This window comes from Saccharopolyspora kobensis (assembly GCF_900108315.1).
In the GTDB taxonomy this organism is placed as follows: Bacteria; Actinomycetota; Actinomycetes; order Mycobacteriales; family Pseudonocardiaceae; genus Saccharopolyspora; species Saccharopolyspora kobensis.
In genome coordinates this window covers 196,757-210,767 of sequence record NZ_FNVB01000009.1, presented here as the reverse complement: position 1 = coordinate 210,767, position 14,011 = coordinate 196,757, and the positions used below count along the sequence as shown (strand labels likewise).

The window sequence follows — 14,011 nt, the reverse complement described above, 5'->3', positions numbered from 1 at the left end:
GCCGTTCGCTCGTCAGGAGCGCTGGTTGCGGAGTTCGACCAGGCGCAGGACGGTGCGTTCCAGCGCGTAGGTGGCGTCCGCGGCCATGCCCTTGACCCCGGCGTTGACCTCGGCGACGGCCTGGAGCGCGGCCGCGAGGGACTTGGGCGTCCAGCCCCTGGACTGCGCCAGCGCCTTCTTCACCTTCCACGCGGGCATGCCCAGCTCACCGGCCAACCGGAACGGGTCGTTGCGACCGCCGGCCGCGGCGACCCGGCCGATGGTTCGGACCGAATCCGCGAGCGCGTCGGCGATCAGCACGTGCGGGACGCCGAGCTGCACCGCCCAGCGCAACGCCTCCAGCGCGGCCGCCCGGTCGCCGGTCACGGCCTTCTCCGCGACGGCGAACCCGGTGACCTCGGCGCGTCCCCGGTGGTAGCGGCGCACCGCGGTCTCGTCGACCTTCCCGCCGGTGTCGGCGACCAGCTGGGTCGCCGCCGCGGAGAGCTCGCGCAGGTCCGAGCCGACGGTCTCGATCAGCGCGGCGACCGCGGCCGCATCCGCCTTGCCGCCCGCCCGGCGGACCTCGTCGCGGACGAAGGCCTCCCGCTCGGCGGATTTGGTGATCTTGTTGCACTCGGTGACGCGCGCGCCCAGCTTGCGCAGCGCGTTGGGCAGTTCCTTCGCGTACTTCGACCGCCCACCACCGGTGTGCACGACCACGAGCGTCACGCCGTCGACCGGCTGCTTGGCCTGGGCCAGCAGGGCTTCGGCGATCTCCTTGCCCGCGTCCTGGGCGGACTCCACCGCCAGCACGCGCCCCTCCGCGAACAGCGACGGGCTCAACAGCTCGGCCAGCTCCGGCGGCGTGAGTTCGCTCACCTTCACCCGGCGCAGCTCGGCGTCCGGGTCCGCCGCGCGGGCCGCTCCGACCGCCGCCCACAGCGCGCGTTCCACCAGCAGTTCCTCGTCGCCGAGCACCAGGTGCAGCGGATCGGTGACCACGGACGGTGAGCTCATGCAGGCATCGTCCCACGCACCCGCGACGATCCCGGCATCTGGATCGGCCTGGCCAGAACCGCGCGCGATCCATTAGCGTTGCGGGCACAACCGAATAGCTCATCCAGAGGGGCAGAGGGAACGGCCCGATGAAGCCCCGGCAACCGTTCGTCCGGCGAATCGTGTCTTCTTCCGCGAGGTCTCCGGCGAAAGCGGTGCCAATTCCGACCCGTCCGCGGGACAGATGAGGAGAGGACCTCGCGATGACCGCTGCTGCCCCTGCCCAGAAGACCTACGACCTGGGCAACGCCGTCGAACTGGTGTCCAAGGAAGAGGGGCACCGGCAGCCGCTGGCCCCCGAGTTCGTTTCGCTCGAAGACTTCTCGCCGCTGGAAGTGGCCTACGACTTCCCGCGAATCCGCCGCGAGGACATCGAAGCAGGTCCCCGGTCGATCTGGCGCTACAAGCAGCTGCTCCCGGTGCCGACCAACGTCGAGGAGCACCCGAACACCGACCCGGGCTGTACGCGCCTGATCCGCGCCGACAACCTGGCGAAGGCGTTGGGCGTCAAGCGGATCTGGATCAAGGACGACACCGGCAACCCGACCCACTCGTTCAAGGACCGCGTGGTCGCCGTCGCGCTGGCCGCCGCCCGCGAGTTCGGGTTCAAGGTGCTGGCCTGCCCGTCGACCGGCAACCTGGCCAACGCGGTGGCCGCGGCCGCCGCCCGCGCCGGCTGGGACTCGGTGGTGCTGGTGCCGAAGACCCTGGAGCGCGCCAAGATCCTGATGAGCGCGGTCTACGACGGCTCGCTGCTCGCCGTCGACGGCAACTACGACGACGTCAACCGCCTGGCCACCGAACTGGCCGGCGAGCACGAGGACTGGGCGTTCGTCAACGTCAACGTCCGCCCCTACTACTCCGAGGGCTCCAAGACGCTGGCCTTCGAGGTCGCCGAGCAGCTCGGCTGGCGGATCCCCGAGCAGATCGTGGTGCCGATCGCCTCCGGTTCCCAGCTGACCAAGGTCTACAAGGGATTCAACGAGCTCGGCCAGGTCGGCCTGGTGGAGCCGAGCCCGGTGCGGATCTTCGGCGCGCAGGCCACCGGCTGCTCCCCGGTGTCCACCGCGTACAAGGGCGGGCACGACGTGGTGCAGCCGGTGCGGCCCGACACCATCGCGCGCTCGCTGGCCATCGGCGCGCCCGCCGACGGCCCGTACGTGCTGGACATCGTGCGCAAGACGAACGGCGCCATCGAGGACGTCACCGATGACGAGGTGCGCGACGGCATCCGGCTGCTGGCCCGCACGGAGGGCATCTTCGCCGAGACCGCCGGCGGGGTCACCGTGGCCACCGCGAAGAAGCTCATCGAGACCGGTCAGATCGACCCGGACGCCGAGACCGTCCTGCTGATCACCGGCGACGGGCTGAAGACCCTGGACGCGGTCCAGGACCAGATCGGCCCGAAGGCCACCGTGGCGCCGACGACCGAGGCCGTCAACCAGGCCCTCGGCCTGTAACCCTCCTCCGGGCAGTGCGCGGCACCAGCGGAGTGCCGCGCACTGTCCACAAGGGACTGCGTTCAGCGGTCCACCGCGCGCAGCGGGTTTCCTCGTGAGACGTGCCGAGGGCCGTCCGGCCCCGGCAGGATCGCGATGTCTCCTTCCTGGTCGGTGCGCAGCACTTTCGCGCCCGCGCGCGTGAGCAAGTCCACCACGAACGGGCTGGGATGCCCGTAGCTGTTGCCGTCGCCGACGCTGATCAACGCCGTCCGCGGGCGGACCGCGTGCAGGAATCTCGGTGTGGTGTAACGAGATCCGTGGTGCGGCACCTTGAGCACATCCGCCCGCAGCTCGAGCCCGGAGGCGACGAGCTCGCCCTGGGCGGGCAGCTCGATATCACCGGTGAGCAGCACTCGCCCGGCCGACGTGGTGGCCAGCACCACGATCGAAGCGTCGTTGGCGTCCTCCGCTGTTTGCGTCCTGGCCAGCGCCGGATCCGGCGCCAGCACGTCGAGCACCAGGCCCGGCCAGCTCGCCCGCTGCCCGGCCTGCATCGGCACGACCGGAACCCGGTGCGCCATGGCGTCCCGCACCACCTCCCGCATCGCCCACGCCGGTTCCCGCAGCGGCCCCACCGCCACCGCACCGACCGGGAACCTGCCCAGCAGGCCGGCGAGTCCGCTGACGTGATCGGCGTGCAGGTGGGTGAGCACCGCCAGCGGAATCCGGCGCACTCCCAAGCGTTCCAGGCACGCCGCGGACCGCTCCAGGTCCGGGCCGGTGTCGACCACCACGGCTTCTTCCGGCCGTCCGGTGGCGAGCACCAGCCCATCGCCCTGGCCGACGTCGCAGGCGACCATGCTCCAGCCGGGCACCGGCCAGCCGGACACGGCGCTGCGCACCGGCACCAGCAGGAGCACCACCACCAGCAGGGCCACCGCCGCCAGAACGCGGAACCGCTTGCCCCGCAGCATGAACAGGCCGATGACGACCACGGCCGCCAGCAGCAGCCCACCGGCGGTGCCGGGCAACCACTCGAACGATCCGCCGGGTACGGCGGCCGCTCGGTCGGCCACCACCGCCAGCCACTCCAGCTCTGGCGCGGCCAGCCAGCAGGACGCGCCTGCCAGCCAACCGGAGAGCGGCGCGATCACCGTTGCGAGCACTCCGAGCACGGTCGCCGGTGCGACGACCGGACCCGCCAGCAGGTTCGCCGGTACCGCGACCAGGCTGACCGTCCCGGACAGCGCCGCGACCAGCGGAGCCGTGACGACGTGCGCGGCCAGCGGGACCGCGATGGCCTCCGCGGCGCCGATCGGAACGCCGCGATCCCGCAGCACGGCCGCCCACGCCGGTGCCAGCACGACCAGCCCGGCCGTCGCCGCGACGGACAGGGCGAACCCGGCGCTCGTGGCCAGCTCCGGCAACAGCAGCAGCAAACCGATCACGCTCGCCGACAGGACGGGCAGCGCCGAGCGCCGTCTGCCCAGCACCAGCGCCAGCAGGGTGACCGCACCCATCGCCGCCGCCCGCAGCACGCTGGGCTCCGGACCGGCCAGGACGACGAATCCGACCAGTGCCGCGCCCGCGCCCAGCACCGACAGCACCGGCCCGGCGCCGATCAGGTGCAGCACCAGGAGCACGGCGCCGCACACGATCGCCAAGTTGGCCCCCGACACCGCCATGAGATGCGTGAGGCCTGCGGTTTCGAAGTCCTGCGCCACTTCCGGCGGCAGCGCGCCGGTGTCGCCGATCACCAGTCCGGGCAGCAGTCCGGCCGCGGCCGGGCTCAGCTCCGCGGCCGCCGTTCGGCGCAGCCCCTCCCGCAGGTCCGCCGCGGTCCGCTGCCAACCCGGCGGTGCACCGACGTCGGTGGGCGCCCCGAACACCTGCAGCGCGGCGATCGTGAGCTCACCCGACCGCGGTGGTGCGGCCTTGCCTCGCACGGTCACGCTCTGCCCGGCGATGAGGTCGCGCCACTGGTCGGTCGGCACCAGCAGCACCACCGAGCCACCAGCCCGAACGTGCCTGCCCGCCACGTCGGCGGTCTCCAGCGCGGCCCGGACCAGGGCGCGGTCCTGTGCTCGCTGCGCTCCGAACGACGGACCGCGCAACGGGATCGGCGCACTGGTCAAGGTCACCCTCGCCGTCAACCGCTCGCCGTGGTGGGCCGCCTGGCGCACCGGGTGGTGCTCGGCGCGGTGGCCGCGGACGGCCATGCCGGTTGCCGCGACACCAGCCAGCACCAGGACCACGAGCATTGCCCTGCCCCAGGCCCGGTTTCGCGAAGCCGGCCACACCAGCGGCATCGCCAGCAGCGCGAGCACCGCTGCCACCGCTGCCGCGAGCCACCCGGCCAGCAGGCCGATCAGCGTCACCGCCCACACCGCGACCGCGGTCGGCGCGAGCCGGAGGTCGAACCCGGGGCTCACACCCGCACCAACTCCCGCAGCCGGGCGAAGCGGGAACTGCCGATCCCGCCCACCTCCCGCAGCTGCTCCACCGACTCGAAGCGGCCGTGCTCGGACCGCCACTGCACGATCCGCTTGGCGGTGACCTCGCCGACGCCTGGTAGTTCATCGAGCTGCTCCTCCGTTGCGACGTTCAGATCGACCTTGCCGTCCCCGGTCTGCCCGCCCTGGGCCTGCGGAGGGACCGGCACGGCGACGTAGAGCTGCTCGCCGTCGGTCAGGCGGCGGGCGAGGTTGAGCCCGGTCAGATCGGTGTCCGGCAGCGCGCCACCGGCGGCCTCGACCGCATCGGCGACCCGGCTGCCGGGCTCGACGGTGACCAGGCCCGGGCGATCGACCTGGCCGACGACGCTGATCACGAGGTCCGGTTCGGCCGCGGTCGTCACCGGTGGCGGCGGCAGCACCGGTGGCGGCGCCGGTTCGGCGACCGATCGCGATGTCCACGCCATCGCGGCCACCCCGAGCAGCACGACGACGGCCACCAGGGCGATCGCGAGCACACCAGCCCGGCCGGGGTCCACTCTGGACCGCAGCAGGGACTCGGGCAGCCATCGCTCGGCGAGCCTGCGCACGCGGGTGCGCGGCACCGGTTCCGGCGGTGCCACCGAATAGTCGGGACCGGCCCGTTCCGCCGCGTCGTCGCGGGCGGCGTGCCGGCGCAGCGTCTGCAGCCTGCTTCGCGGATCGAGGACTTCGTCGGGTTCACCGGCTGCGCGGAATGCTTGCACGTCGAACATGGCGACGAAGGTAGAGCAGACGAAAGGCGTTGTGCAGCTTTATTTTTCGCCGAACTGGCCACAGTGGACGCGGATTCGGCCCGATGGTGTGGAATCCGCCCACCGAAAGATTTTCAAGCGCCCGAACGCCACCCGTTCGGGAGAACCACGACGCCCACCGCACCGGGCCCGATGTGCGCCCCGATCACCGCACCCACCTCCGAGACCACGCACTCCGCGGCGGCACCGAGATCGGCGCGGATCCGGCTCGCGAGCTGCTCGGCGCGCTCCGGGGCCGCCAAGTGGTGGACCGCGATGGCCGCCGGCCCGGAACCCGCTGCGGACGAGGAGATCTCCAGCAACCGGGACATCGCCCGCGTGGTCGTCCGCACCTTCTCCAGCGCGTCGATCCGCCCGTCGTGGACGTGCAGCAACGGCTTGATCGCCAACGCCGTGCCCAGCACCGCGGCGGCGGTGCCGATCCGGCCACCGCGCCGCAGGTACTCCAGCGTCTGCACGGAGAACAGGGTCGTGGTGCGCTCGGCGGTGGCCGTCGCGGTGCGCACCACCTCGTCCAGGCCGGCGCCCGAGTTCGCGGCCTCGGCAGCGGCCAGCACCGGGAAGCCGAGCCCCATCGCCGCGGACCGCGAGTCGACGACCCGCACCCGGCCCGGGTCGACCTCGCGGGCGGCCAGCCGAGCCGCGTCCCACGTGCCCGAGAGCTGCCGGGACAGGTGCACCGCGACCACCCCGTCAGCACCTTCGTCGAGCGCGGCCCGGAAGGCGCGCGCCAGCTCCTGCGGCGTCGCGCCCGCGGTGGTCACGCGGTGCTTGCGGGCGAAGGCCCGCGCCAGGTCGTCCGGACCGAAGTCCGGCTCGCCGACCGCCACCGCCCCGTCCACGCTGACGTGCAGGGGGACGGTCCGCACCGCGTACCGCTCGGCGTATCCCGCCGGCAAGTACGCCGTCGAATCGGTGACGACTGCAATGGGCACCCCGCAACCCTACGACGTCGTGCACGGGGTCCGATCAGCGCTCGCCCAGCGCGGTCAGTCCTCGCTCCGGCTGACCTTCGCGGCCCGCCCGGCGGCGTTTGCATCGCGGGTGCCGAGCAACAGCAGCACGACCACGACGACCAGCCCGGCAGCCGGAAGCAGCAGCAGGATCGGCGAGCCGGTGCCCGCGATCAGCTGGCCCGTCGCGATCACCGCCGTCACGGCCGCCGAGGAGCAGCCGACCCACACGCCGGCGCGCGTCCAGGGCCGCGCCGCGAGATGCCCGGCCTCCCACGCCTCGTCGGAGGACATCGTGACCTTCGTCCTGATGCCGAGCATGCCGTTGCGCTTGAGGTTCCCCCTCGCGACCGACCGCTGGATGCCGTGCACGACACCGGATATGAGAACGAGGCCCAGCGCCAGGACGAGCGAGCTTCCCGCAGCCTCCACCGACCGACCCCCAGCGCATCGAACGTGCCGGACCGAGACCATGAAACCAGGCAAAACGACCACGGGACGCAGGCGGTCGGCAGATCACTCCGAGCGGCTCAACCCGTTGCGCCGTTCAGCGGTCAGCTCTCGGCGGGTACACCGGCGTTGTAGGCCATCAAGCGCCAGTGGGTGTCGCTGCGGCGCTTGAGGAGCACCCAGTGGCAGTTGCCGATGCCGCCCAGACCCGGCCACAGCTCCAGCGGGAGGCCGACGAGCTTCGCGGTCAACGCGGTGATCAGCCCGCCGTGCGCGCACAGCAGCGCGGTACCCCGGTGCTGGTGGTCGAGTTCCTCGACCACCTCCGCCGCGCGCTCGGCCACCTCGACGCGGGTCTCCCCGCCGGGTGGCGCCCACGTCGGGCTCGACCGCCAGGTCTCCAACGCCCCGGGCCAGCCGTGCTCGACCTCAGCTCCGCTGAGGCCCTGCCACTCCCCCAGGTGCGTCTCGCGCAGTCGCTTGTCCAACCGCACTGAAGCCCCGCTGACCTCGACGAACGCTTCAGCGGTGGTGCGTGCCCGGTTCAGGTCGGAGCTGACCGCGGTGTCCGGCGCGAAGCGGGCGATCAGCGGCGCCGCGCGGCGGGCCTGCTGACGACCGGTCTCGGTGAGCGCGCTGTCCAGGTGCCCTTGCAAGCGTCCGGAAGCGTTGTAGTCGGTCTCCCCGTGCCGCCAGAGCACTAACCGGTCGAGGCTCACGCCTCGTCCTCCGGCGAGTCGGGCACGTTCGCGTCCTCGAACTCGATCCGCGGGCAGTCCTTCCACAGCTTCTCCAGCTGGTAGAAGGCGCGCTCGTCGGCGTGCTGGACGTGCACCACGAGGTCGACGAAGTCCAGCAGTACCCAGCGCCCCTCGCGCGCGCCCTCCCGGCGGACCGGCTTGGTGCCGGATTCGCGGACCTTCTCCTCGATCTCGTCGACGATCGCCGCGACCTGCCGTTCGTTGGGCGCCGAGGCGATCAGGAAGCAGTCGGTGATGACCAGCTGCTCGGAGACATCCAGCAGGACCACGTCGGTGGCCTTCTTGTCCGCCGCGGCCTGCGCCGCGATCAGAGCCAGTCGGCGAGCGTTCTCGGTGGCTGCCACGTCACTCCTCTCGAGGTGGGCCCGGTGTGCGACCCACACCGGTTAGAGGATAGGCCAGCCCGCAGCGCGCCAGGACGGACCACCTCGGCCGACCACCGGCCGCGACGTCCGGGACTCGCGATCGTTCTCAACGCGCGATCCCGGGCACCGGCCGCGAAGCCGTCCGGGCTGAGGCGCCGGGGTCGCCACGTCGGACGAGCTCACCCATCAGCTCGCGTCCGCGATCGGAGATCAGTCCTGCTCGGAGGGCAGGATCACGGCCTGCCCGGCGATCACGCTGTCGCCATTGCACGTCAACGTCGGCGAGCCGTGGAGCACGTAGCCCTCCTCCAGCAGCGCGCTGATCCGGCGGCAGAACTCGGCGTTGTCAGGTCCGGTGATGAGGCGGTAGCGCAGTCTTTCCACGACGACGAGGGTAAGGCGCCACCGACGGACCGGAGTCGTTCCCGCCTCGCCGACGCAGCCGGCGGGACGGGTCCCGCTACTCGGCGACGAGCCTGCCCGTGTAACCGGCTTCGACGAGGCGGTGGAAGGCCGCGTCGACCTCGGCAGGCACCTCCTGCGCGATGGCGAAACCGCGCTCGGCGTAGGCGGTGATCCGCTGGGTGTCGCCTACGAGCATGGTGATGACGCGGTCGACGTCGCCGATCGACCGGACGTATTCGTCCAGCGGCAGCCGCTGCGCGCTGCAGATGAACTCGACCTCCGGCCAGATCTTCCTGGCCGTGGCGATGGCGCGGCGCTGCTGGTAGGGGCGCGACACCAGCAGCGCGGAGCCGACCCGGACACCGGAATCGGCGAGCAGCGCGCGGGTGAACTCGATGTTCTCCGCCGTGTTCGTCGCGCGGGGCTCGACCAGGATCGCCGAATCCGGCATCCCGCGTTCGAGCGCGCGCTCGCGGTAGTGCACGGCCTCGCCGCGCGGGAACCGCTCGGCGGTCGTCGCGACGTTGGCCCCGGTGAACACCGCCAGCGGGAAGAAACCGGCCCGGTGCAGGTCGACGACGTGATCGGCGACCCCGAGGTCGTGCCCGCCCAGCCCGATGGCCACGTCGCAGGCGCGGATCTCGTGCGGCACGCAGTGGTAGTCCCACAACAGCTCCACGTCCGCGCGGAGCTCCGACGGCACTTCCACCACGACCTCCGGAAAAAGCTACGGACCCCACTCCGGGGTGAGTTCGCGGTAGAGGCCGCGCTTGGAGATGTACTGCACGATCCCGTCCGGGACCAGGTACCAGACGGGCAGCCCGGCGCGGACGCGGTCGCGGCAGCCCGTCGAGGAGATCGCCATCGCCGGGATCTCCACCAGGGACACCGCTCCGGCGGGCAGGTGCGCACCGTTGAGCGAGTAGCCCGGCCGCGTCACACCGATGAAGTGCGCGAGCTCGAACATCTCCTCCACCCGGTGCCAGGACAGGATCTGCTCCAGCGCGTCGGCACCGGTGATGAAGTACAGATCGGCGTCCGGGTACTCGGCGTGCAGATCGGTGAGGGTGTCCGCGGTGTAGGTCGGGCCCGCGCGGTCGACGTCGACCCGGCTGACCAGGAAGCGCGGGTTGGACGCGGTGGCGATGACCGTCATCAGGTAGCGGTCCTCGGCCGGGCTGACCGCCTCGTGGCTCTTCTGCCACGGCTGCCCGGTCGGCACGAAGATCACCTGTTCCAGGCCGAACTGGGCCTGCACCTCGCTGGCGGCCACCAGGTGACCGTGATGAATGGGATCGAAGGTGCCACCCATGACCCCGATCCGGCGACGAGACATAGCTGCAAAGCCTAGGAAAGGATCCCTGCCGAGCGCTCGGTGGGGCATCGCGAAGTGTCGCGGATCGCACCGCGCGGCCCGGTTCAGCCCCCCCGCCGAACCGGGCCGCGCGCCCCTCATCAACCGTGGGGTCCGAGTTGGGACTCCCCTCCCAACCCGGGCCGCACGGCCCCCGCCGACCGCGGAACCCGGCCCAAGCTCCCCCCTGGGCCGGGCCCCGCGGCCCTGCACGACCTTCGGCGGCTGGGGGCCCACCTCCGGTCGCGGGCGCTGCCGTTTCTCAGGCGCGCACGGGTGTGACCCCGCAGCTGAGGGGCTATGACGCGACCTCGAACGTGTCCTGCGTCACTCCTCCGGGGCGATCACCCGCCCCGACCCGACCTCCTTGACCAGGATCGCCTCGACCGGGCACGACTCGGCCGCGTCGACCACCTCGTCGGACGGCTCCACCTGCGACTGCTTGGCGCTGGCGTACCCCTCCACCAGCTCGAACTGATCCGGCGCCACTCCGGCGCACATGCCGCTGCCGATGCAGGTGTTCGCGTCGATCTCGATCGACCAGCTCATCTGCCACCTCTTCCAGTACTCGTCCTGACCGTTGATCGGTGCAGCCCACGCCGCGCGAGCATGAGCTGGATCACTCGCCACCTTGCCACGCCAGCAGCATCTTCTGGGGTCCGCGGACCAGCATTCCGCGCTTCCACTCGACGTCCTCGGCGGAAGTCGCGAAGCGCAGGCCCGGCAGCCGCGCCAGCAGCGTGCTCAGGGCGACCTGCAACTCCATCCGCGCGAGCTGGGCGCCGAGGCAGTGGTGCGGGCCGTGGCCGAAACCGATGTGCGAGGCCTCCTGGCGGGTCAGGTCGAGCAGCTCCGGGTCGCTGAACACCGTTTCGTCGCGGTTGGCCGCGGAGGTGCTGACCATGACCGGTTCGCCCGCGCGCACCAGCACCCCGCCGAGTTCGACGTCCTCGGTGGCGTACCGGGGGAATCCCGCACCGCTGCCGAGCGGCACGAACCGCATCAGCTCCTCGACCGCACTCGGCACCCAGTCCGGGTTCGCGCGGAGCTCGGCCAGCTGATCGGGGTGGGTGAGCAGCACGTAGACGAAGTTCGGGATCTGGCTGGCGGTCGTCTCGTGCCCGGCCACCAGGATCCCGGCCGCCAGCCGGACCAGTTCCTCCTCGGAGAGCTTGTCCTGCTCGTCGCGGGCCGCGATCAGGGCACTGAGCAGGTCGTCGGCCGGTTCCGCGCGACGCTCGGCGATCAGCCCGGCCATGTAGTCGAGCATCCGGTCGATGTAGTCGGTGACCTGCTCGGCGGTGAGCTTGGTGGTGGACAGGAACGCGTCCGACCAGATCCGGAAGTCCGCGCGGTCGGTGTAAGGCACGCCGAGCATCTCGCAGATGACGGTGATCGGGAGCGGCAGCGCGAAGTCCTCGACCAGATCGGCCGGTGCGCCGCGCTCCAGCATCCCGTCGACCAGGCCGTCGGCGATCTCCTCGACGTGCGGGCGCATCCGTTCCACGCGGCGCGCGGTGAAGGCCTTGGCGGCGAGCTTGCGCAGGCGCGTGTGCTCGGGCGGGTCCATGGTCAGCAGCCCGCCGCTGGAGGTGTTCGGCCGCATCCTCGGTTCGTCGTGGTGCAGCGCCGCGGCTCTGCTGAACCGCGGGTCACCAAGGACGATCTTGGCGTCTTCGTAGCGGGTCGCCAGCCACGCGGTCTCCCCGTAGGGCAGCTGGATCCGGCTCAGCGGCTCCTGCTTGCGCAGTTCGGCGTAGAGGGGGTCCAGGTCCAGGTCTTCGACTTGGCTGAACGGGTAGGTCCTCGGCACGGTTCCGCCTCTCCGCGATTCTCGGTGGTGGTTGCGCCCGGGATCAACCTCGCGTTTCGCGGTTTCTCGCGGCTGGTTCGCATCACGGTCCCCCTGAAGAGGTGCTGTTGAGCAGGACTCGGCACAAGGGGCGTCATGCACAGCTCCCGGTCGGCGCTTGTAAGCGTTTGCTTACATCTTCACCGTACGCAGCCACTCGGTTACCCGCACCTGCCGGTCACCTTTCGTCCGGAAGATCCGTTCGCTCCAGCAGGACCGAGATCCCGCGCGTGACGTAGCGCGCCACCACGTCCGGGTCCGCTTGCGCCAGCGGGCTCTTGCCCAGCACCGAGCGCACCATGCCGAGCCCGAACAACCACGCCAGCACCAGATCCGCGCGCAGCTCGGCGTCCTCGGCATCGGTCAGCTCCGCCAGCCCGGCGGTGTACCGGGCGCCCAGCTCCTCGCGCAGCACGTGCGCGGCGCGCTCATCGCTGTAGGAGCGCAGCATCGCGGCGATCGGGTGCTCGTCACCGCTGAGCCCGTCGGCGGCCAGCAATCCGTCGAGCATCCGCCGCGGCAGCCCCTCGGGCGGCTGCGCGTCGAGCAACCGGGTGCTGTTGTGGCTGAGCACCGCGGCGAACAGCTCCTGCTTGGAGCCGAAGTACCGGAACAGCAGCGCCTGGTTGACCTCGGCCCGCGCGGCCACGTCGCGCACCGTCGTCGCGTTGAAGCCGCGCTCGGCGAACAACTCCGAGGCGGCTTGCAACAGCGCTTGCTTGGTGGCCGCCGAATCCCGCTTGCGGCGCGGCGGCTGGGTCACCTCAGCTCCCCGGGCAGGAACTCGGGTTCGCCGGGGCGCTGCCCGGCCGCACGTGCCCGTCGCCGAAGGCCAGCCACTTGGTCGAGGTCAGCTCCGGCAGCCCCATCGGGCCCCTGGCGTGCAGCTTCTGCGTGGAGATGCCGATCTCGGCGCCCATCCCGAACTCACCGCCGTCGGTGAACGCGGTGGAGGCGTTGACCATCACCGCGGCGGCGTCGACCTGCGCGGTGAACTGCCGCGCGGCGCGGACGTCGCTGGTCACGATGGCCTCGGTGTGCCCGGAGCCGTGCTCGCGGATGTGCTCGACCGCGGCGGGCAGCGAATCGACCACGGCCGCGGCGATGTCCAGGGACAGGAACTCGGCGTCCCAGTCCTCGTCGGTCGCGGCCACCACGTTGGAGCCGCCCACGGCCACCACCCGCTCGTCACCGCGCACCGTGACTCCCGCGCTGCTGAGCTCGGCGAGAGCGCGCGGCAGGAACTCCTCCGCGATGGCCTCGTGCACCAGGAAGGTCTCCGCGGCGTTGCACACGCTGGGGCGCCGCGCCTTGGAGTTGAGCAGGATGCGCAGCGCGGTGTCGATGTCCGCGGTGGCGTCGACGTAGACGTGGCAGTTGCCCACCCCGGTCTCGATCGCCGGAACCGTCGCGTTCTCCACCACCGCGGAGATCAGCCCGGCACCGCCGCGCGGGATCACCACGTCCACCAGGCCGCGCGCGGTGATCAGGTGCTGGACCGAGGCCCGGTCGTGGCACGGCAGCAGCTGCACGGAATCGGCGGGCAGACCGCGCTCGACCACCACGTCGGTGAGGATGCCCACCAGCGCGGTGTTGGAGTTCTCCGCCGACGACGACCCGCGCAGCAGCACGGCGTTGCCCGCCTTGAGGGTGAGGCCCGCGGCGTCCACCGTGACGTTCGGACGGCCTTCGTAGACGATCCCGACCACGCCCAGCGGCACCCTGACCTGCTGCAGCTGCAAGCCGTTGGCCAGCACGCCGCCGCGCAGCACCTCGCCCACCGGGTCCGGCAGCCCGGCGACCGTGCGCAGCCCGTCGGCCATCGCCTCGATGCGCTCGGCGCTCAGGCTCAACCGGTCGATCAGGCCCTCCGCCATGCCGGACTCGCGGCCTGCTGCGACGTCGAGCTCGTTGGCGGCGAGGATCTCCGGCGCGCGCCGCACCAGCGCATCGGCCATCGCGTGCAGCAGCGCGTCCTTGTCGCCCCGGGTGGCCTGCGCGAGTTCGGCGGCGGCCCGCTTCGCCCGCCGCGCCGCGTCGCGGACCTCGTCCCGCAACTGCTCGCCGGACGCCTTGCCTGTGGTGGTGGTCGTCGTGGTCACGCGCCCAGACTAGTCCGTTCGGCCACCGGTCCAGCACCCGAT

Annotated in this window: 15 protein-coding genes and 1 riboswitch; of the genes, 1 reads left to right on the top strand and 14 read right to left on the bottom strand. The window is 71.8% G+C overall.

Annotated elements, in window-relative coordinates; genetic code table 11:
• Positions 1 to 12: 12 nt before the first annotated feature.
• Positions 13 to 999: a DNA polymerase III subunit delta gene (gene holA, locus C4T78_RS28125; RefSeq protein WP_093351608.1), complete on the bottom strand. Its 987-nt coding sequence runs from the start codon at positions 997 to 999 to the stop codon at positions 13 to 15.
• A gap of 96 nt (positions 1,000 to 1,095) precedes the next feature.
• A riboswitch (SAM riboswitch) is annotated at positions 1,096 to 1,229 on the top strand.
• 12 nt (positions 1,230 to 1,241) lie between these two features.
• Between holA and thrC the strand changes: the two genes are divergently transcribed.
• Positions 1,242 to 2,498, top strand: a complete 1,257-nt coding sequence (gene thrC, locus C4T78_RS28120; protein ID WP_093351606.1) for a threonine synthase — start codon at positions 1,242 to 1,244, stop codon at positions 2,496 to 2,498.
• 62 nt (positions 2,499 to 2,560) lie between these two features.
• On the opposite strand, the gene C4T78_RS28115 is transcribed toward thrC, so the two are convergent.
• From C4T78_RS28115 to C4T78_RS28055, 13 genes are all read right to left on the bottom strand, one after another.
• Complete coding sequence (locus C4T78_RS28115; RefSeq protein WP_093351603.1) at positions 2,561 to 4,912, bottom strand: DNA internalization-related competence protein ComEC/Rec2; 2,352 nt, start codon at positions 4,910 to 4,912, stop codon at positions 2,561 to 2,563.
• A complete protein-coding gene (locus C4T78_RS28110) occupies positions 4,909 to 5,688 on the bottom strand; it encodes a ComEA family DNA-binding protein (protein WP_093351601.1) in 780 nt (259 codons plus the stop codon). The genes C4T78_RS28115 and C4T78_RS28110 overlap by 4 nt, the downstream gene beginning before the upstream one ends.
• Positions 5,689 to 5,801: 113 nt before the next feature.
• A complete protein-coding gene (locus tag C4T78_RS28105; protein WP_093351598.1) occupies positions 5,802 to 6,662 on the bottom strand; it encodes a DegV family protein in 861 nt (286 codons plus the stop codon).
• A 54-nt stretch (positions 6,663 to 6,716) separates the two neighbouring features.
• The gene (locus C4T78_RS28100; RefSeq protein ID WP_177247557.1) at positions 6,717 to 7,112 is read right to left on the bottom strand and encodes an SdpI family protein; all 396 of its coding nucleotides are present in this window, start codon (positions 7,110 to 7,112) and stop codon (positions 6,717 to 6,719) included.
• Positions 7,113 to 7,234: 122 nt separating this feature from the next.
• A complete protein-coding gene (locus C4T78_RS28095; protein WP_093351594.1) occupies positions 7,235 to 7,849 on the bottom strand; it encodes a histidine phosphatase family protein in 615 nt (204 codons plus the stop codon).
• The gene (gene rsfS, locus C4T78_RS28090; protein ID WP_093152278.1) at positions 7,846 to 8,235 is read right to left on the bottom strand and encodes a ribosome silencing factor; all 390 of its coding nucleotides are present in this window, start codon (positions 8,233 to 8,235) and stop codon (positions 7,846 to 7,848) included. The genes C4T78_RS28095 and rsfS overlap by 4 nt, the downstream gene beginning before the upstream one ends.
• A 231-nt stretch (positions 8,236 to 8,466) precedes the next feature.
• Entirely contained in the window at positions 8,467 to 8,640 is a 174-nt protein-coding gene (locus tag C4T78_RS28085; protein WP_093351591.1) for a DUF1737 domain-containing protein, read from the bottom strand.
• Positions 8,641 to 8,716: 76 nt separating this feature from the next.
• A complete protein-coding gene (locus C4T78_RS28080; protein ID WP_093351589.1) occupies positions 8,717 to 9,370 on the bottom strand; it encodes a YdcF family protein in 654 nt (217 codons plus the stop codon).
• 18 nt (positions 9,371 to 9,388) lie between these two features.
• Complete coding sequence (gene nadD, locus C4T78_RS28075; RefSeq protein ID WP_093351586.1) at positions 9,389 to 9,997, bottom strand: nicotinate-nucleotide adenylyltransferase; 609 nt, start codon at positions 9,995 to 9,997, stop codon at positions 9,389 to 9,391.
• 345 nt (positions 9,998 to 10,342) lie between these two features.
• On the bottom strand, positions 10,343 to 10,564 hold the full coding sequence (locus tag C4T78_RS28070) for a ferredoxin (protein ID WP_093351584.1): 222 nt from the start codon (positions 10,562 to 10,564) through the stop codon (positions 10,343 to 10,345).
• 70 nt (positions 10,565 to 10,634) lie between these two features.
• Positions 10,635 to 11,828: a cytochrome P450 gene (locus tag C4T78_RS28065; protein ID WP_093351580.1), complete on the bottom strand. Its 1,194-nt coding sequence runs from the start codon at positions 11,826 to 11,828 to the stop codon at positions 10,635 to 10,637.
• Between the two features lie 217 nt (positions 11,829 to 12,045).
• The gene (locus tag C4T78_RS28060) at positions 12,046 to 12,630 is read right to left on the bottom strand and encodes a TetR/AcrR family transcriptional regulator (protein ID WP_093152290.1); all 585 of its coding nucleotides are present in this window, start codon (positions 12,628 to 12,630) and stop codon (positions 12,046 to 12,048) included.
• Between the two features lies 1 nt (position 12,631).
• On the bottom strand, positions 12,632 to 13,969 hold the full coding sequence (locus C4T78_RS28055) for a glutamate-5-semialdehyde dehydrogenase (protein ID WP_093351577.1): 1,338 nt from the start codon (positions 13,967 to 13,969) through the stop codon (positions 12,632 to 12,634).
• Between the last annotated feature and the right edge of the window lie 42 nt (positions 13,970 to 14,011).

Coding starts and splice junctions, on each gene's coding strand:
- holA (WP_093351608.1), bottom strand. CDS start 999: ATGAGCTCACCGTCCGTGGTCACCGATCCGCTGCACCTGGTGCTCGGC.
- thrC (WP_093351606.1), top strand. CDS start 1,242: ATGACCGCTGCTGCCCCTGCCCAGAAGACCTACGACCTGGGCAACGCC.
- C4T78_RS28110 (WP_093351601.1), bottom strand. CDS start 5,688: ATGTTCGACGTGCAAGCATTCCGCGCAGCCGGTGAACCCGACGAAGTC.
- nadD (WP_093351586.1), bottom strand. CDS start 9,997: ATGTCTCGTCGCCGGATCGGGGTCATGGGTGGCACCTTCGATCCCATT.
- C4T78_RS28070 (WP_093351584.1), bottom strand. CDS start 10,564: ATGAGCTGGTCGATCGAGATCGACGCGAACACCTGCATCGGCAGCGGC.